Source organism: Terrisphaera buseokensis, assembly GCF_047521145.2.
Lineage (GTDB): Bacteria > Verrucomicrobiota > Verrucomicrobiia > Opitutales > Opitutaceae > ER46.
On sequence record NZ_CM134186.1, the window covers coordinates 614,494 to 632,891 of the forward strand.

General features: G+C 67.7%; 14 protein-coding genes. 8 read left to right on the plus strand and 6 right to left on the minus strand.

The features are described 5' to 3' along the window. Positions 1 to 73: 73 nt before the first annotated feature. Positions 74 to 655, minus strand: a complete 582-nt coding sequence (locus ACLJEU_RS02315; RefSeq protein WP_414664728.1) for a hypothetical protein — start codon at positions 653 to 655, stop codon at positions 74 to 76. A 326-nt stretch (positions 656 to 981) separates the two neighbouring features. On the opposite strand from ACLJEU_RS02315, the gene ACLJEU_RS02320 reads away from it, so the two are divergent. The 5 genes from ACLJEU_RS02320 to ACLJEU_RS02340 all read left to right on the plus strand — a co-directional run bounded on the left by ACLJEU_RS02320 (position 982) and on the right by ACLJEU_RS02340 (position 8,389). Continuing rightward, positions 982 to 1,884 carry a UbiA family prenyltransferase gene (locus tag ACLJEU_RS02320; RefSeq protein ID WP_414664729.1) on the plus strand — a complete coding sequence of 301 codons (903 nt, stop codon included), beginning with the start codon at positions 982 to 984 and terminating at the stop codon, positions 1,882 to 1,884. A 69-nt stretch (positions 1,885 to 1,953) separates the two neighbouring features. After that, complete coding sequence (locus ACLJEU_RS02325; RefSeq protein WP_414664730.1) at positions 1,954 to 4,524, plus strand: PEP/pyruvate-binding domain-containing protein; 2,571 nt, start codon at positions 1,954 to 1,956, stop codon at positions 4,522 to 4,524. Beyond that, the gene (locus ACLJEU_RS02330; RefSeq protein WP_414664731.1) at positions 4,521 to 5,651 is read left to right on the plus strand and encodes a DUF3419 family protein; all 1,131 of its coding nucleotides are present in this window, start codon (positions 4,521 to 4,523) and stop codon (positions 5,649 to 5,651) included. Before ACLJEU_RS02325 ends, ACLJEU_RS02330 begins: the two co-directional genes overlap by 4 nt. A gap of 255 nt (positions 5,652 to 5,906) precedes the next feature. After that, positions 5,907 to 6,821: a GNAT family N-acetyltransferase gene (locus ACLJEU_RS02335; protein ID WP_414664732.1), complete on the plus strand. Its 915-nt coding sequence runs from the start codon at positions 5,907 to 5,909 to the stop codon at positions 6,819 to 6,821. Further along, on the plus strand, positions 6,818 to 8,389 hold the full coding sequence (locus tag ACLJEU_RS02340; protein ID WP_414664733.1) for an AMP-binding protein: 1,572 nt from the start codon (positions 6,818 to 6,820) through the stop codon (positions 8,387 to 8,389). The genes ACLJEU_RS02335 and ACLJEU_RS02340 overlap by 4 nt, the downstream gene beginning before the upstream one ends. Positions 8,390 to 8,463: 74 nt before the next feature. On the opposite strand, the gene ACLJEU_RS02345 is transcribed toward ACLJEU_RS02340, so the two are convergent. From ACLJEU_RS02345 to sufU, 4 genes are all read right to left on the minus strand, one after another. Next, positions 8,464 to 9,819 carry a cytochrome P450 gene (locus ACLJEU_RS02345; RefSeq protein ID WP_414664734.1) on the minus strand — a complete coding sequence of 452 codons (1,356 nt, stop codon included), beginning with the start codon at positions 9,817 to 9,819 and terminating at the stop codon, positions 8,464 to 8,466. Next, positions 9,816 to 10,934 (minus strand): sulfotransferase family protein, encoded by a 1,119-nt coding sequence (locus tag ACLJEU_RS02350; protein ID WP_414664735.1) that lies wholly within the window; start codon positions 10,932 to 10,934, stop codon positions 9,816 to 9,818. The genes ACLJEU_RS02345 and ACLJEU_RS02350 overlap by 4 nt, the downstream gene beginning before the upstream one ends. A gap of 323 nt (positions 10,935 to 11,257) precedes the next feature. Beyond that, positions 11,258 to 12,490, minus strand: coding sequence for an aminotransferase class V-fold PLP-dependent enzyme (locus tag ACLJEU_RS02355; protein WP_414664736.1), 1,233 nt, complete (start codon positions 12,488 to 12,490; stop codon positions 11,258 to 11,260). Between the two features lie 47 nt (positions 12,491 to 12,537). Then, positions 12,538 to 12,993 (minus strand): Fe-S cluster assembly sulfur transfer protein SufU, encoded by a 456-nt coding sequence (gene sufU / locus ACLJEU_RS02360; RefSeq protein ID WP_414664737.1) that lies wholly within the window; start codon positions 12,991 to 12,993, stop codon positions 12,538 to 12,540. Positions 12,994 to 13,143: 150 nt separating this feature from the next. Between sufU and ACLJEU_RS02365 the strand changes: the two genes are divergently transcribed. The 3 genes from ACLJEU_RS02365 to ACLJEU_RS02375 all read left to right on the plus strand — a co-directional run bounded on the left by ACLJEU_RS02365 (position 13,144) and on the right by ACLJEU_RS02375 (position 16,177). Next, positions 13,144 to 14,028 carry a GNAT family N-acetyltransferase gene (locus tag ACLJEU_RS02365; RefSeq protein WP_414664738.1) on the plus strand — a complete coding sequence of 295 codons (885 nt, stop codon included), beginning with the start codon at positions 13,144 to 13,146 and terminating at the stop codon, positions 14,026 to 14,028. 113 nt (positions 14,029 to 14,141) lie between these two features. After that, on the plus strand, positions 14,142 to 15,236 hold the full coding sequence (locus ACLJEU_RS02370) for a dipeptide epimerase (protein ID WP_414664739.1): 1,095 nt from the start codon (positions 14,142 to 14,144) through the stop codon (positions 15,234 to 15,236). A 158-nt stretch (positions 15,237 to 15,394) separates the two neighbouring features. Next, entirely contained in the window at positions 15,395 to 16,177 is a 783-nt protein-coding gene (locus tag ACLJEU_RS02375; RefSeq protein WP_414664740.1) for a 3-ketoacyl-ACP reductase, read from the plus strand. Between the two features lie 51 nt (positions 16,178 to 16,228). Here ACLJEU_RS02375 and ACLJEU_RS02380 read toward each other — a convergent pair whose 3' ends face one another. Further along, a complete protein-coding gene (locus tag ACLJEU_RS02380; protein ID WP_414664741.1) occupies positions 16,229 to 18,364 on the minus strand; it encodes a DNRLRE domain-containing protein in 2,136 nt (711 codons plus the stop codon). Positions 18,365 to 18,398 lie beyond the last annotated feature (34 nt).

The following is an 18,398-nucleotide window of genomic DNA, read 5'->3' on the forward strand; positions in this document are numbered from 1 at the left end:
GGGCACAAAAAACCCCGGTCGAAATCGACCGGGGTTGGAAGTGAGGTCCAGTGTGGCGCTGGAACGGGAAGGCTTAGCGGACCGACTTGCGGGAGCGGGCGGCGACGCCCACGAGGCCCAAACCGGCGGCGAAGAGCGCCAGCGTGCTGCCGGCGTCCGGCGTGGAGGCGGCGCCGTAGGTGAAGTTGTCAGCGTACACCGAGCTACCGCCGGCGGAGGGAGCGATGGAGCCAAACACCGCATACGCGATATTGCTCGCGGAGAGATTCAACGTGACCATGCCGCTGAACGACGTAGCCAACAACTGCGACGTGTAACCCAGCGACACATTGGCGGCACTGAAGATTTCCAGGAAAATGGTGTCCGCGTCTTGGTCGAAGTCGCCAAGGTCGACCGAAACGGACGACGTGCCCCCCGCGATGTTCGCCCGGATGGTATAGTACGGTTCGCCGTCGCTACCGAGCAGGCCACGAGTCCCATTCGGGCCGACCCCGGTGGTCAAATCGCTGCCGGCCGTCGGCACGAACGTGACCGCGCCCGAGGTGTACGAGGCCCCGATGCTTGCAGCGACGGCGTTGAAGTCGACCGTGACCGCGTGGGCAACGGCAGACGTGAGGGCGAGGCTGGCAGCGAGTTTGAAAAACTTGGTGAACATAAGTTTAAGCGGGAGGTGCGCGGTAAGCAATCGCCGCACCACCATTGGAAACGGGCCGGTCGGACGCTCTAAGTATTGCCCCCGTGCTATATAAAACTGCCTGCATAACTGTGGCAGAAGCGGCGCGGAACACGTGTTTGTAAGATGTTCCGACATAGGCGCTCAACCTGTCCGCGGACTCGGGGCGAACGTGCGAAGCAGGCTCGGCTCACGGTTGCACCCCGCCGACCTTGCGTTCCCCCAGATTCGGGGTGTCACGTGGGCTTGTATCGCGGGCGGCTCCGCGTTTCTGTCGCCGCCGCGATGCGCCTTTTGACCCCGCAGGTATGAAGCGTTGGTGGATTTACCAACAGGAACGCTTTCCGCTCTTCGCCCATGGTCCGTTGATCGCGGCGTTCAGCGCCTCGGCGGTGAGTTATTCGGCGTTGCTCCGGGGTTCGGGCCGGCCACCGGCGGTGATTTCGTTCGTGGTGGCCTTCGTCGGATCGCTGGGCTCGTTCCTGTTGCTGCGCATCGCGGACGAATTCAAGGACGCCGAGGAGGACGCCCGTTTTCGGCCCTACCGGCCAGTGCCGCGCGGACTGGTGACGCTCCGTGAACTGGCGGCAATCGGAGTAGGCGTCGCGGTGCTCCAACTCGCGCTGGCCTTGCCGATGGGTTGGCCCCTCGTGGGCTTGCTGGGGGTGACGTGGGTTTACTTCGCGCTGATGAGCCGCGAGTTCTTTGCCCGGACGTGGCTGAAAGCGCGGCCCGTGGTGTATTTGTTCAGCCACATGCTGATCATGCCGCTGATCGATTGGTTCGCGACGGGCTGCGACTGGGTCTGGGCGGGCGAGGGCATGCCGGCGGGACTGTGGTGGTTTCTGGCGGCGAGTTTCTGCAACGGCATCGTGATCGAGCTCGGGCGGAAAATTCGCGCGCCCGCCCAGGAGGAGCCAGGCGTCGAAACGTACACGTTCCTCTGGGGCCGGCCCGTGGCGGTGGCCGCGTGGCTGGCGGCGTTGGCGGCGACACTCGGCTGCGCGGCGCTCGCGGCGGAACGGATCGACTTCGTCCGCGAGGTGGTCGTGGTGCTCGGTCTGTTGTGGCTCGGCGCCCTCGCGCTGGGGTTGGCGTTTGGACGCAACCCGCGTCAGGCCCTGGCCAAGGGGATTGAAACGTATTCCGGCGTGTGGACGCTCACGCTGTACCTGACCCTTGGCCTCGCCCCGTGGTGGCTCGAATCCTGATGTGCCGATGAGCCGATCTTCACAACGGGCTCACGCCCCCGGCCGCCGGCGCGGCAAGGAGGAGTCGCAGTGATTCGCTTCCTGCGATGCTCGGACGAAGACCTGCCGGCGGCGTTGCTTGGTGGCAAGGCGGCCGCACTCGCGCGGCTCGCGGCGGCACGCTTGCCGATTCCGGAATGGTTCGTGGTGGCGCCGGATGATCAACCGCTGACGGCCGAGGACGGACGTGCGATCGTCGCACTGGCGGCCGAGGTGGCGCCGGGCGAGGAGTGGTTTGCGGTGCGGTCATCGGCCCTCGACGAAGACGGCGCGGAGCACTCGTTCGCGGGCCAGCTCGACAGTTTCCTCTTCGTTGCGCCGGCGCAGATTCCGGCCAAGGTCGCGACTGTGCGGCGCTCGGGCGCCAGCGAGCGGGTGATCGCTTACCGGCGTGAACACGGGTTGACGGGGCCGTTGCGTCCGCCGGCGGTGTTGGTCCAACGCATGATCTCCCCTGACGCCGCGGGCGTGGCGTTCAGCGCGGATCCGGTCAGCGGACGGCGCGGACACGTCGTGGTGTCGGCCGTGCCGGGAGCCGGCACGGCGCTGGTGTCGGGTGAGGCTGATGCGGATACGTTCACGATTGATCGCAGCGGACGCATCGTCGCGCAGACCGTCGGGCGCAAGACCGTCGCGCACCGGGCGGCACCGGGCACGACCGAGGGCGTCGCGACGGTTGCCTTGTCCGCCGACCAAGCGGCGCAGCCGGCGATCACCGAGGCGCAGGCGGTCGCGGTGGCGGCGCTGGCGCGGGCGGCGGAGCGTGCGACGGGCCGGCCGCAGGACATTGAGTGGGCGATCGCGGGCGAAACCGTCTGGCTGCTGCAGTCGCGGCCGATCACCTCGCTCGCGGGCCTGGCCGATCCGGACGGCGAACTCACGTTGTGGGACAACGCCAACATCGCGGAGAGCTACAGCGGGGTGACGACGCCGCTGACGTTTTCGTTTGCGCGCGGGATCTACGAGGCGGTGTACCGTGAGTTCGCGCGGCTCATGGGCGTGACGCCGCAACGCATCGCGGCGAATCGCGATCTGTTTCCGCGGATGCTCGGGCTGATCAACGGACGCATCTATTACAACCTGATCAGCTGGTACCGGCTGCTGGCGCTGTTGCCGGGATTCGCGGTGAACCGCGGCTTCATGGAGCAGATGATGGGCGTGAAGGAAGGCCTGCCGCCCGCAGTGCTCGCGCGACTGACGCCGGCCGGCCGCTGGGCGCGTGTGCGCGACGGCTTCGCGCTGGCGCGTTCCATGGCGGGACTGGTGCGCAATCATCTCACGCTCCCGCGGCAGATCGATCGGTTCTATCTCCGGCTGGCCGACGCGTTGCGCCCGGGCGCGATGCCGCTGGATGCGATGCGAGCGGATGAACTCGTGGCGCATTATCGCGATCTCGAGGGGCAGTTGCTGCTGCGCTGGGACGCGCCGCTCGTGAACGACTTCTTCGCAATGATTTTCTACGGGGTGTTGCGCAAGCTCACGGCGGCGTGGTGCGGGGACAAGGACGGCACGCTGCAGAACGATCTGATTTGCGGCGAAGGCGGGATGATCAGTGCCGAGCCGGCGCAACGCGTGCGCGAGCTCGCGGCGCTGGTGGCGGACGATGCGGCGGCGGTCGCCGTGCTGACCGGAGGCTCGCCGCGGGCGATCGCGCGGTGGCTCGAGACGGCGCCGGTGTTTCGCGCGCGGTATGAGTCTTACTTGGAGAAGTTCGGTGACCGCTGCCTCGAGGAGCTGAAGCTGGAGAGCCGGACGCTGCACGACGAGCCGCTCACCTTGTTGCGATCCATCGGCCAGTTTGCGCGGCGGTTTGGCGCAGCCGGTTTGGCGGCGGGCGGTGGTGTCGAAGCGGCGCTGCGATCCGCGGCGGAAGCGCGGGCGGCGGGTGCGTTGCGGGGCCGGCCCTTGCGACGGTGGGTGTTTTCCTGGGTGCTCAAACACGCGCGGGCGCGGGTGCGCGATCGGGAGAACCTGCGCTTCGAACGCACGCGGCTGTTCGGGCATGTGCGCCGGCTCTGCCTCGAACTCGGCCGGCGCTTTCACGCGATGGGCCGGCTCGCGGAGCCGCGCGATGTGTTCTGGCTCACGGTCGAGGAGATGCTGGGCTTCGTCGACGGCACGACCGCGACCACCGATCTACGTGCACTGGTGGCGGTGCGGGCGCGCGAGTACGCGGGCTTTCGCACGGCGCCGCCGGCGGCGGATCGCTTTGCGACCCGGGGCGCGGTGCACCTTGGAAATGCCTTCCAGCCGGAGAAACCTCCCGTGTCACCCGGGGGCGACGCGTTGCAGGGCGTCGGGTGTTGTCCCGGCGTTGTGCGCGGTCGCGCGCGGGTGATTCTCGATCCACGCACCGCCGTGATCGAGCCGGGCGAAATCCTCGTGGCGCCGCGCACGGATCCGGGGTGGATCATGCTGTTTCCCTCCGCTGCGGGACTGCTCGTCGAGCACGGCAGCCTGCTGTCGCATTCCGCGATCGTCGCGCGCGAGCTGGGCATTCCGGCGATCGTGTCGGTCGCTGGCGTCACGGCCTGGGTGAGAACCGGTGAGTGGATCGAAATGGATGGCAGCACGGGCGTCGTGCGGAGAACCGCGGCATGATTGAGGCCCTGAAAAAACTGCTCGAGACGCAGGCTCCGCCGCTGCCATCGGGGATTGAGTACGGGCAGGCCTGGGAGGATGCCGACATCCTCATTGCGGCGCTCGATGTGCAGGAGGACGACCGGGTTCTCTCGATCTGCTCGGGCGGTGACAGCGTGCTCGCGCTGCTGGGTGCCGGGGCGCGACGGGTGATCGCGGTCGATCCCAATCCGGCGCAGATCGCCTGTCTCGCGCTGCGCGTTGCGGCGTATAAGGGACTCGAGTACACGGAAATGCTCGAGATGATCGGGTCGAATCCGAGCTGGCGGCGGCGGGCGCTATACGTGCGCTGTCGCGAGCACCTCGAGCCCGAGTGGCGCGGCTATTGGGACGCGCGTCCCGAGGTGCTCGACCTGGGACTGGGCGACTGCGGCCGGTTCGAGGCGGGGTTCCGCGTGTTTCGCCGGTGGTTTCGCTGGCTGTTCTTCCGGCGCACGATGCTGCGGACCATGCTGTGCGGCGGTCCGCGCCCGCAACGCCTCGCGTTCTATGATCAGCACTGGAACACCTGGCGGTGGCGGCTGTTCTGCCGGCTGTTATTTTCCCGGCGCGTCATGGAACGGCTGGGGCTCGAGGGGGCGACGGATGACGCCGTCCGGGCTGAGGTGGGCGAACGGCTCATCGACCGGGTGCGCTACGCGCTGACTGAGCTCGATCCCATCGAGAATCCGTATCTGTGCTGGATCCTGGCGGGCCGGCACGCCGTCGCGCTGCCGTGGGCGTTGCGCGAGGAGAACTTCCAGAAAATCCGCCGGCGACTCAACCGTCTCGAGTGTCATGTGATGGCGTTGGAGAAGTACTTCGATCAGGAGGCCGAAAACGACGGGCCGCCGATCGACAAGTTCAATCTCAGCGACATCTTGGAGCGCATGCCCGAGGTCGACGCGGGTGACCTGATCGAACTGGCGGTCAACCGTTCCCGTCCTGGCAGCCGGCTGGCTTACTGGAATTTTCTGAAGCGTCGGCACCGGCCGGATCGCATGGACTACAAGCTCCGCCCGCTCCCGCACCTCGCCCAGGCGCTCCACGAGCAGGATAAGGTGTTTTTCTACCGCGGCTTCGTGGTCGAGGAAGTGATCCATCCTTAGCCAATACTTCCGTTGCCCGCGGATGACGCGAACGGCCGCGAATGAGAAGAAGTGACGTGAGTCCCCGAAAAAAGGTGAACACTCACGGCGAAATTCGCGGCCGTTCGCGTGATTCGCGGGAGCCCTTCTTCCCGGTCCCGGCATGGCGGCTCAACGCGATCCGGGCCGACTACGGGTTGGATGACGACGATCGCGCTCACGACGCGGGCTTGTCGCCGTCCCGACGCCGGCGTTGAGTGGGGTGGTTACCGTCCCATGAGCACCGATTCCCTGGCAGCCGACGAGAGCATCGCGGTCACAACGACCGGCGGCCGCGCGGTCGCCCAGCTCTGGTGGACGCGATCGCCGACGCTGCCGGGCGAAACCCCCGGGGTGATCGGCGCCTTCTCCGCCACGAGCGCCGACGCGGCCGGCGCGGTGCTCGCGCAGGCGGCGGCGCGGCTCGAGCGCGCGGGCTGCACGATCGCCCTCGGGCCGATGGACGGCACGACCTGGCGCTCCTACCGGTTCGTGACCGAGGCCGGGACGGAGCCGCCGTTTCTGTTCGAGCCGGTCAACCCACCCGAGTGGCCCGGCTGGTGGCGCGCCGCCGGCTTCGCACCGCTGGCGGATTACATTTCGACCGTGGCGCCGGACCTGGCCGCCCGCGACTCCCGGGTGGCCGCAGTCGCGCGACGGATGGCCGGCGCCGGCGTATCCATCCGGCCGATCCAACTCGGCAACTTCGAAGCCGAGCTCGGACGCATTCACGACGTATCCATCATTTCATTTCGCGACAACTTCCTCTACACGCCGATTTCGCGCGAGGCGTTCCTCGCGCAGTATCGCCCGATGGAGACCCAGGCCTGCGCGGAGCTGGTGTTGATCGCCGAGCAGGCCGGACGCCCGGTTGGCTACCTGTTTGGCGTGCCCGATCTGATGGAGGCGCGCCGGGGCGCGCCGGTGCGCACGGTGATCGTGAAGACGCTCGCCGTGCTCCCGGGCCGCGCGTTTGCCGGGCTCGGCGCCCTGCTGCTCGACACGCTCCATGCCGCGGCGCACCGCCTCGGCTTCACGCGCGCGATCCATGCATTGATGCATGAAACCAACACCTCGCGGGCTCTCAGCGCGCACACTGCCCGTACGATCCGGCGCTACGCGCTGTTCGCGCGGCGGCTTCGCGCCCCATGACGCTCGGCGATATCCTGACCGATCAGGTGCACGCGCGCCCCCAGGCTGCGGCGCTCGTGGATCTGCGCGGCGGCCGCGAGCGCCGGCTGACGTTTGCCGAGCTTGAGCGCGAGGTGACGGCGACGGCGGCCTGGATGCAGGCGCAGGGTCTGCGCCACGGGCAGGCGGTCCTCGTGTTCGTGCCGATGTCGGCCGATCTGTATATTGCGTTGCTGGCGATGTTCCGGCTCGGCGTCGTGGCGCTGTTTCTCGATCCCTCCGCGGGGCGCGCGCATCTCGAGCAGTGTTGTGCCCGCTGGCGTCCCGACGCCCTGCTGGCGGTGCCGAAGGCGCACCTGCTGCGGCTGCGGTCGGCCGCGCTGCGCCGCATCCCGCTCAAATTCGTGATCGGTGGCTGGATGCCCGGCGCGCGGCGCTGGCGCGGAGGCAAGGCTGGCGTCCTGCTGCCGCTGGCAACACCGGTGTCCGAGGAAAATCCCGCGCTCGTGACCTTCACCAGCGGCAGCACCGGTGTGCCGAAGGCCGCGGTGCGCACGCATGGTTTCCTGGTGGAGCAGTATTGCGTGCTGGCACCGCATCTCGCGCTCCAGCCTGGCGAGGTCGACCTGGCGACGCTCCCGATCTTCACGCTGGCGAATCTCGCCGCCGGCGTGACCACGGTGATTCCCGCGATCGATCTCCGCCGGCCGGGCGCGATCGACGGAGCGGCGGTGATCGCGGCAATCGCGCGCTGCGGCGTGACCCGCGTGACGGCGTCGCCGGCGTTTTTCGAGCGCGTGATCGAGGCGGCCCGGGCGCGCGGGGAAAAACTGCCGACGCTTCGCCAGCTCCACACCGGGGGTGCGCCGGTGTTTCCACGGCTCCTGCAGGCGTTGCGCGAGGTGGCGCCCGCGGCGCGCGTGGTGTCGGTCTACGGCTCGACCGAAGCCGAGCCCATCGCGCACGTGAATGCGGCGGAGTTTTCCGAACGTGACCAGGCGGCGATGCGCAGCGGGGAAGGCCTGCTGGCGGGCCGTCCCGTACCCGAGATCCGGTTACGCGTTATCGAGGATCAGTGGGGCACGCCGCGCGACCCGCTCACGGCGGAGGAATTCGAACATCAGCAGCGGCCGGTGGGCGTCGTGGGTGAAATCGTCGTCTCCGGCGGCCACGTGCTGCGCGGCTACCTCGGCGGCGTCGGCGACAACGCAACGAAGTTCACTGTCGGTGGCGGCACCTGGCATCGCACCGGCGACGCGGGCCGCCTGGACGCCCACGGTCGGCTGTGGCTGCTCGGCCGGTGTGCCGCGCGGATCGACGATGCCCACGGTCGCCTGTATCCGTTTGCCGTCGAGTGCGTGGCGATGGCGTATCCGGAGGTGCGCCGGGCGGCCGTCGTCGCGCACCGGGGCGAGCGATGGTTGATTGTGGAAGTCTCGCGCCGCCGCGAACGGCTGGAGCCGCAGCTGCTCGGCGCCACCGCCTGGGCGCACGTTGTCCACGTCCGTATCGTCAAACGCATCCCCGTCGATTCGCGCCACAACGCAAAAATCGACTACCCCGCGCTGCACCGCCTTCTCGGTGACTGAGGTGGCTTGTTTCACTTTCCCCGCCTTCGCGGCGATTCGCGCCATTCGCGGGCGACTGAATTCATCCGTACGGCTCAATTTCCGCTGCGCCGCTCGATCCGCACCGGCACCGCTGCCGCCGGGCGCAACGTGATGCCGGCGAGCGCGGACGGGAAACCCTCCGCGAGGCGGACCCGGAAGCGTTGCAGCAGCACCGCGAGCGCGACGCGCGCCTCGAGCAGCGCGAAGTGCTGGCCGATGCAGTGGTGTGGTCCGGCACCGAAGGGAAAGAAACCGCGCGCCAGCCCGGGCGGCGTGTCGCCGCTGAAACGCGCGGGACGAAACCCGTCCGGCTCCGGCCAGTACGATGCGAGCCGCTGCGTGATTCGGGCTGAAAGCAGGACGGAGGAGTTTTTCGGCAGCGCGAAACCGCCGAGGACGTCGGTGGCAACCACGCGGCGTTCGGCAATCCAGATCGCAGGAAAGAGCCGGAGCGTCTCCTGCAGCGCACGGTCGAGCGCACCGAGCTGTGGCAGCGTATCCAGGTGCGGGAGACGCGGCCCGAGCTCGCGGGCGAGTTCCTGCTGCACGATCGCGAGCTCGCCTGGATGTTGATCGAGGAGGCAGAACGCCCAGGTCAGCGTGCTGGCGGTGGTCTCGTGGCCCGCGAGCAGGAAGGTGATCGCATGGTTGCGGATCTCGGTGTCATCGAGCGCCGAGCCGTCCTCGTCGCGCGCCCGCAGCAGGCTGCCGACGAGGTCGTCCTGCTCGGTCGCCGCTGCGCGCCGGTGTTGGATGAGCTCGGCGACGATGGCGTCGATGCTCGCGAGCGCGTGGTGAAAACGGCGGTGGCGCGGCGTCGGCACCCACAGCGGCAGCGTGGCAATCGCGCGCGCGCGCCGGAACAGTTCGTCCAGGAGGACTGAATACGCGGACTCGACGGCGGCGGTGCGTCCGCCGAGATCGGCGCTGAAAAGGCAGCGACCGACGATGGAGAAGGTCAGCCGGCTCATCTCCGCGACGAGATCGACCGTCCCGCCTGAGGCGCTGAGTTCTTCCCAGCGCGCGGCGGTTTCCAGGCAGACGGCGAGCGTGGTGTCGGTCAGAGCGGCGAGACGCCGTTGATGGAAGATGGGCTGCGCGAGCCGCCGGTGCCTGCGCCACGCCTCGCCGGACGTGCTGAGCAGGCTCTCACCGGTCACGAGCTTCATGCTGCGTGAACTGCGCGTGTCGCGCACGTAGTTGGCCGGGCGCGTCTGGAGGACTTCCGCGATCAGCGCGGGTTCGGACACCAGGTGATAAATCACCGGGCCAGCCTGGAGTCGCGCGACCGGGCCGCATTCGTGCGCGGCGCCTTGCAGGAAGCCGATAGGGTCGCGGCGAAACGCGAGCGCGTGGCCGACAAGCGGCACGCCGGCGGGCGCGGGAGCACGGGGGGCGGTGGCACTCATCGGCGATAACCCCAGCGGGCGAAGCAGGGCGCGGCGACGGCATCCACCCGCGCCCGCGTCGTCGCATCGAGGGGCGCAAAGCGGTTCTTTTCGTAGTCACGCAGGGTGCCGACGTAGCGCTCGAGGCCGGGCTGCGCGCGATCGAAACCGGCGAGACCCAGCGCGGCATACGTGCGGCGGAGTGCTCCGACGGGATCCGATTCCAGTTCCGTGAAACTCAGTTCGTGAAAGTTCCCCGCGGGAATCAGCGGCTGATCGCGAAAATAGGCGGCGAAGAGTGCGTGGTAGCGTTCGAGAATCTCATCCGGCAGCTGCGCGCGATCGGGTCGTTGCAGGTACGTGTGCCAGAGCACGGTGTCGGCGAACTTCAACTGGCTCTGGTAAACCTCGTGCGGATGCCGGTGGATGTGGACGAACCGCGCGTCGGGAAACAACTCCAGCAGCATGCGGATCTTGGCGGTGTGCGACGGCGACTTGAGCAACAGCGGACGCTGGCCGTGCAGCAGCGTGAGTTTTTTCAGGAAGTGCAGCAGGGCCGCCTTCCACGCCGCGCGATCGGCGTCACTGGCGTCGTCAAACGTGAGGAAACGGGCATAGCGCGGCAGCGCGCGCGGAAACGACATGCCGAGATACAGCGAGCGCAGCGAGAGCAGCGCCGGCGCGAACTCCTCCTCCTGCGGCGACGCGAAGCTCAGCGCCATATTGTCCATCAGCCGGCGTTTCGGCACGAGCCACGCGAAGCGCCGGGCGTTCACCTGCTCCGTGGTCAGGAACGTCGCGGGATTGACGACCTGGTAGGTGTTGGGAAACGCGAACTGGGCGTCCTGCGCGAGCAGGTTGTGCAGGTGCGTGGTGCCGCTGCGCCAGTGGCCCAGAATGAAGATCGGCGGCTGCTCCACGCGGGTGGCCGCGATGGCTGCGGCGTAACGCCGGTCCTCGCGCCAGGCGTATCCGGAATTCAGGACACTGAGCGCCGAGACGAACGCCGCCCGGTGCCAGTACGCGGGTGACACGGCGAAGCGATTTTCCCGCAGCAGCCGCCACCACGCGCCGGCGGTGATGCCGGCGAGGTAATTGTGCCCAATGCTCCAGCGATGCGGCAAACGCCCAGCCATCGCATGGTGCTACCTTCGCCGCTGCGCGGACGGAAGAGGAAACGCGCGCGCAACGCAGGTCCATCAATCACAGGCCCGCCCGCGAATCACACGAATGATACCAATCGCTCTTTGCCTTTGGACTTCAGCCGTGGCTACGAGCGCCAGCGAGTGGCCGTTCGGCCACTCGCTGGCGCTCGTAGCCACGACCGATCCAGAAGTCCAAAAGCAAGGAGCGATTGGTATGGCAGGAAAAAAACCGCCGCCGGCCTCGGAGTGTCCGCCTGACCTGATTTTCGAGTGATTCGTGTCATTCGCGGGCGGATCTGCCCGGAGACCTCGGTTCAGGTCACGCCGAAGAACTTCAGGATTCGCCGCATGCTCGCGACGAGCACGTCGATTTCCTCCGGCGTGTTGTAGACGTAGAAACTTGCGCGGGTCGTGCCGGTGAGGCCGAGCTTGCGCATCAGCGGCTGGTTGCAGTGGTGCCCGCCGCGGAGAGCGATGCCGTCCTCGTCGGCGAAGGTCACGATGTCGTGCGCGTGCACCTCGGTGAACGCGAAGCTCACCAGCCCGCTGCGCGCCCCGGCCGTCCCGAGCAGCCGGATGCCGGGCAGGGTGGAGAGGCGTTCGTAGGCAAGGGCCGCGAGCTCGCCGTCGTGCTTCGCGATCGCGGCCCGATCGAGGGCGTCGAGATAGTCGCACGCCTTCGCGAGGGCGATTGCGTCCGCGATGTTCGGCGTGCCGGCCTCGAACCGCTCGGGTGCGGGCTTCCAGCGGGCACCGCTGTACTCGACGTGGGAGACCATGCCGCCGCCGGTCTCGTCAGGCACCATCGTATCCAGCAAGCCGCGACGCCCGTACAGCACGCCGATGCCGGTCGGTCCGGCCATCTTGTGACCCGAGAACGCCACGAAGTCCGCGCCGATGGCCCGCACGTCGAACGGCCCGTGGCCGATCGATTGCGCGGCGTCGATCACGCTCAGCGCACCGACGGCCCGCGCGCGGCGGCAGAGTTCCTCGACGGGATTGATTCCGCCGAGCGTGTTCGAAATGTGCGTGAACGCGAAAATCTTCACCTGCGGCGTGAGCAGGGAGTCGAGCGACGCCAGGTCGAGTCCGCCTTCGGCGTTGGCGCCGAGCACCGGGACGAAACGGAGCGTCGCGCCGGTCGCCTTGGCGATCTGCTGCCACGGCACGAGGTTGGAGTGATGCTCCATCTCGGTGGCGAGGATGACGTCACCGGGCTTCAGTTTCGCCCCGAGGCTGCGCGCGGCGAGGTTGATGCTCTCGGTGGTGCCGCGGGTGAAGATGATCTCGGCGGCATCGGCGGCGTTGATGAACGTCGCCAGCCGCGCGCGCGCGCTTTCGTAGGCGTCGGTCGCCCGCATCGACAGCGCGTGCAGGCCGCGGTGCACGTTGCTGTTGTCGCGTTCGTAGTAGCCGACGAGCGCGTCGATCACGCAGCGCGGTTTCTGCGACGTGGCGGCGTTGTCGAGATAGACGAGCGGCTTGCCGTTGACCTGCTGGTGCAGGATCGGGAAGTCAGCGCGGACGTTGGACCAGGAGGGTGACATTCAGGAAAACAGGAGACAGGAAGACAGGTGGCGGGAGGCAGGAGGCGTCAGTCGGTGTGGCTCTCGGTCGTGGTCGCGGCGGGATCGCCGTGGAGCGCGCTGAGCGTGGCGTGCCAGCCGAGGGTGGCGCATTTGATCCGGGCGGGAAATGCGTGGACCCCCGCGAAGGCCGCGAGGTCGCTCATCTCCTCGGGTGCCTCGCCGGTGGTGACGATTTTGTGGAAGTCCTGAAACAAGGCTTCAACTTCGGGCGCGGTCTTGCCCTTGACCAGCGTGGTCATCAGCGAGGCGCTCGCCTGCGAGATGGCGCAGCCCGAACCGTCGAAGGAAATCTCGGCGATGCGATCGCCCTCGAGCCGCAGGTAAACATTGCACTGATCACCGCAGGTCGGGTTGTCGCCGTGCGCCACGCGATTGGCCGTCGGCAACCGGCCGCGATTGCGCGGGCGCTTGTTGTGATCGAGGATGACCTGCTGGTAGAGTTCGGAGAGATCGCCGGACATGACGGTCGAAGCTAGTGGATTCCCGACGTAGCGCAAAGCCGGGTTTCGAATATGTCGCAAACGGGCGGCGCCCGCCGTCGCACCATGCCGGCCCGCGCATTCGACCTCGCCGGGATCGCGCGAGGCTGTTTTTTTCGCCGCGCTTCTCTCATGGAAAACACCCCGCTCCCTTCCGCCCACGCCGAACCCGTCCTGCGGCCGATGCGCGCGGCGGACATTCCGTTCGCCCACGCGCTGCGGCAGATCGCGGGCTGGAACCAGTCCGAGCACGACTGGCGGGGCTACCTCGAGTTTGAACCCGACGGGTGCTTCATCGCCGAGGTGGCGGGCCGGCCTGCGGGCACGGCGACGACGATTCGCTACGACGATCGCTTCGGCTGGATCGGCATGGTGCTCGTGCATCCTGATTTTCGCCGGCTCGGGATCGGCACCCGGTTGCTGCAGCATGCCATCGCGTACCTGCAGGCGCGCGGCGTGCGCTGCATCAAACTCGATGCGACGCCCATGGGCCGGGCCGTGTATGTGCCGCTTGGATTCATCGACGAGTACGAGCTCGCGCGGCTGGAGGGCACGGCGCCGGCGGTGACGGGCGCGGTGCCCGCCGGCGTGACGGCATTGGTGTCCGCGGATCTGCCCGCCATCGAGCGCCTCGATGCGGCGGTGTTCGGTGCCGGTCGCGCGCGGGTGCTGGCGTCGTTGAGCCGGCGCATTGCGGAGTGGTGCGTCGTGGCGCGGACGCCCGCCGGGGTCGCCGGCTACTTGATCGCGCGGCAGGGCGCGAGCACGGTACAGGTCGGACCGTGGGTGGCGGAGAACGCGATCGTGGCCGAGGCGTTGCTGCAGGGTTTCTTTGCGCGTGCGGCCGGGCGCCGGGTGTTCATCGATGTCGTGTCGCCCAATCCGGCGGCCGCGGAGATGGTAAAACGAGCGGGCTTCACGGTGCAGCGCACGCTGACGCGGATGTTTCTCGGCGAGAATGCACATCCCGGCGATCCCACCCGGGTGTTTGGCGTGAGCAGTCCGGAAAAGGGCTGAAGCCCCTGGGAGCGCTGGCGTCCCGCCGACTGGTTAAAGGGCGTCCGCCGGAAGCGTGTACTTCCGCTGCGAGCTGGGTTGCACGGTTCGCGCCGACCCTCCTTGCTGGGATCGTGACGCGCCGTATCCAGTCCCTCGACATCACCGCCCTCGACATTCCGCTCTTCGAGCCGTTCGGCATTTCAGGAGGCGCGCAGGCGATGGCGAACAATGTGCTGGTCCGGATCGAACTCGACGATGGCGCCGTCGGTTATGGTGAAGCGGCACCGCTGCCGCCGTACAACGGCGAGACGCAGGCTGACGCGCTCACGACCTTGCGCGCGGCGCATGCGTGGGTGGTCGGGCGCGATGTGAGCACGGAAGGCTGGCGCCGGCTCGCGGAGGAATTTCGCGTGCGCGGTGGCGCGGGCTGCGGCTCGGCGCAGTGCGCGTTCGAGATGGCGTTGCTGGATGCGCTCGCCCGCGGCGACGGGACGCCGTTGTGGAAATTCTTCGGGGGCGCGGGGACAACGCTGGAGACGGACATGACCGTCACGACCGGCACGCCGGCCGAGGCGGCGGACGCGGCGCGGAGCATCCGTGCGCGGGGCATCCGCATGATCAAGGTGAAGGTCGGGGGCAAGCAGGGGCCGGCGCATGACCTCGAACGCATCGCGGCGATTCACGGCGTCGCGCCCGACTCGCCGCTGATTCTCGATGGCAACGCCGGCGTGACGCGCGCGGCCGCGAGTGAACTTGTGCGCGGACTCAAGGCGCGCGGCATCGCGCCGGCGCTGCTCGAGCAATGGCTTGCGAAGGACGATCTGGCCGGCGCGCGGGCGCTCGCGGCCGAGAGCGGCTGGCTCGTCGCGGCGGACGAAACCGTGACGAGCGCGGCCGATGCGCGCCGGGTCGTGGCCGCACAATCGGCGCAGGTGATCAACATCAAGCTGATGAAGGCAGGCGTGGCCGAGGCGCTGGACATCGCGGCCGTCGCGCGGGACGCCGGTCTGGCGTTGATGATCGGCGGCAACGTCGAATCCATTCTGGCGATGACGGTGTCGGCGTGTTTCGCGGCCGGGCAGGGCGGCTTTCGTTTTGCCGATCTGGATACGCCGCTGTTTCTCGCCAGCAATCCGTTCGAGGGCGGCTATGCGCTCACGGGCGGGACGATTTCCGTCGCGCACATTAAGGCGGGGCACGGCGTGACACCGTTGGCGGCGTCCTGAGGTCCAGGACCAATCCTGATCTCGGAGGGTGGCCCACGGAACACACGGAATACACGGAAGGGTCTGAGTTCCGTGTATTCCGTGTGTTCCGTGGGCCCAAGTTTGGGATCGTCTTGCGGGCTTGCCCGCGTTCGGCGGGGGCGTTTCGCTCCGCCGTCATGGCATCGAACACTGCTCTCGTCACGGGCGCGTCACGCGGCATCGGCCGCGGCATCGCGCTTGAACTCGCCCGCACCGGTTGTCGCGTGGCCATCAACTACGCCGGCAATGCCGAGGCGGCCGCCGAAGCCCTCGGGCTGGTGAAGGCGGCGGGCGGTGACGGCTTCATCGTGCAAGGTGACGTCGCCGTGGCCGCGGATCGCGAGCGGCTGGTGGCGGAGACCGTGGCGAAGTTCGGCCGGATCGATCTGCTGGTGAACAATGCCGGCGTGGCGCCGAAAGTGCGCGCCGACGTGCTTGATGCCGGCGAGGAGAGTTTCGACCGCTTGTTCGCGATCAACCTGAAGGGCCCGTATTTTCTGTCGCAGCTCGTGGCGAAGCAGATGCTCAAACAGGAGCGCGACGGCGAAGGCTTCCGCGGTCGCATCGTCAACATCACCTCGATTTCAGCCTACACGGCCTCCACGAACCGCGGCGACTACTGCATGGTGAAGGCGGGGCTGGCGATGATGACGAAGCTCTTTGCCGACCGGCTCGCGAACGACGGCATCAACGTCTACGAGATTCGTCCGGGCGTGATTGCGACCGACATGACCGGCGGCGTGAAGGAGAAGTACGACAAGCTCATCCTCACCGACGAACGCGGCATCACGCCGATTCGCCGCTGGGGCCGGCCGGAGGACATTGGTCGCGCCGTGCGCGCGATTGCGGAGGATCGTTTTCCGTTCTCCACCGGCGCCGTGTTCGACGTCGACGGCGGATTTCATCTGCACCGGCTCTGACCATTGCGGACTTTGGATTGCGGAGTGCGGATTGACCGAGTGCGCGGGCGGTTACTGATACGTAATGGAAATCATGGGACGCTGCGCCAGGGTCGTGCCCTCGCTCGACGTGAAGTCGAGTCCGTCGGAGACGGTGTAGTCCTGGATGATGAAGCCGAAGTTGGTGGCCGGGGAATTGATCCACGACTGCACTTTCGCGATGCCGGCGGCGTTGAGCGCGAAGGTCTTCGTGCCCACCGTGGTCGAAGCGATCGTGCCGAGGACGGTGGTTTCCCGATCGTTGGCGCCGCTGGCCCCGGCGGTCTGCCATTTCACGCCGGTGGCGGCGGTCACCCACGTTGCCACCGATTCCGACCAGGTCCTTTTCAACGCATACAGTTCGTAGACGTGGCTGGAGGCGTCGGTGATGTTGAAGGTCAGCGTGACCGCCGAGACGGTTTTCCCGGCGGGAATCGACGTGAGATCCCAGCGCAGCAGCGCCGAATAATCCGGACTGCCGTCGACGAGGAGGCTGGTCGCGTTGCCGTAGTTGGTGGTCGAGGGACTCGTGCGAATGGTCGTGTCCGTCATGCCGCTGTAGCCGGCCGCTCCCTGTTGCAGGGCGACGGTGGTGACGCCGGCCGGCGGAGTTACCGTGATCGCCACGACACTTGAGGTTGTGGTGGCACCGGCGTTGTCCGTCGCCCTCGCGGTGAGAGTGTAGGTGCCGGCGGGAATGCCCGCCCAGGTGAAACTGTACGGACTGGTAAGGGCGGTGCCGAGCAGCGTTGACCCCTGATAAAAGTCGACGCGCGCCACCGTGCCGTCGGTGTCGGCGGCGGTCGCGTTGAGCGTGACGCTGGCGGGCGCGACGTAGGTTGTGCCATTCGCGGGGCTGGTGAGCGCGGCGCTCGGCGGCAAGTTGGCGGCCACGCCCTTCATGAGGGTGAACGAGTCCCGCACCGTGCCCGTGCTGTCGAGATAGGTGGCATCGAGCCGCCCGCCGTTTACATCGAGCACCATGGAGCCGGCGACATTCAACGAGACAAACATCGCCGGGTGATTCAGCAGGCCGCCGCTGATCTGGCCCGAGGCGCCCGGCACCGCGTACACGGCACCGGCGTGCGCAGTCGGCCCGAGGTTGACCTTGGTGTAGGCGCCGGCGCCCTGGCCGCCGCCTGACTGTTTCACCATCGTTGCGGCGTTGAAGGTGCTGGAGTTGCCGTAGTGGCCATCGATGAACTTCGAGCGTTCGTAGGAGTGACTGTGGCCCGAGAGCACGAGATCCGCGCCGTAGTTTTCCAGGATGGGCAGGAAATTCTGCCGCATCTCGACCATGTTCGTCTCCGTGTCCGAATCGTGGGAACCCTTCGAGTACGGCGGGTGGTGGAAGAACACCACGAGCCAGTCCTTCGTGTTGTTCTGCAGATCGGCCGTGAGCCACGTGGCCATCGCGCCCGTGGCGGAACGGCTCGTGTCGTAGGAGTCGAGGCACACGAAGTGAATGTTGCCGTAGTCAAAAGAGTAATACGCCTCCGTGCCCGACGCCACGCCGCCCGCCTCGCCCTGCCGGGGTAGCGTGGCGTTGGCATAGTACGGGCCGGTCTGGGTCGGGGAGTCGGCGCTCGCACCGTCATGGTTGCCGAGCGTCGTCCAGAGGACCGACTTTCGGAACATCGTCGGGTAGATGTTGAACATCTTGCTCGTGTACTCGGCATCCGTGCCGGAGTTGTAGGCGTTGTCGCCCAGCATCAGCCAGAGGTCGGTGTGCCGGGTGCCGGTGAACGCATAGTACGCGTCGCGCACCGTGGTCTGCACCGTCGTGCCGATGCCGGAGTCGCCCAGCACCCAGATGCGCGTGGGCTTGGCCGCTGTCGGGGCCGTGACCACGAAGTAGTCGCTGCCGCCCGCCAGCGTCGCGGCGGTGCTGCCGACGGAATAGTAGTAGGTCGTGTTCGGACTCAGCCCGGTGAGGCGCACCTCGTGTTCGGTGGTGACGGTCGAATCCACGGCAGTGAGGGCGAGGCTGTCCGCAACGGTGCCGTAGCGCACGACGCTGTCGGTGGCGGTGTCCGTGCGCCAGCGCACGGTGGTCGCAGTCGTGCTGCCCGACTGCAGGTAAGGTCCGCGGGTGACGATCTGGGCTTCGGTCGCAACGGGGGCGAGGATCAGCAGCAGCGCGAGCAGGCGGAGGGCGGAGGTGTGCATGGATGAAAGGCGTAACGGACGGCAGACGGTGCGG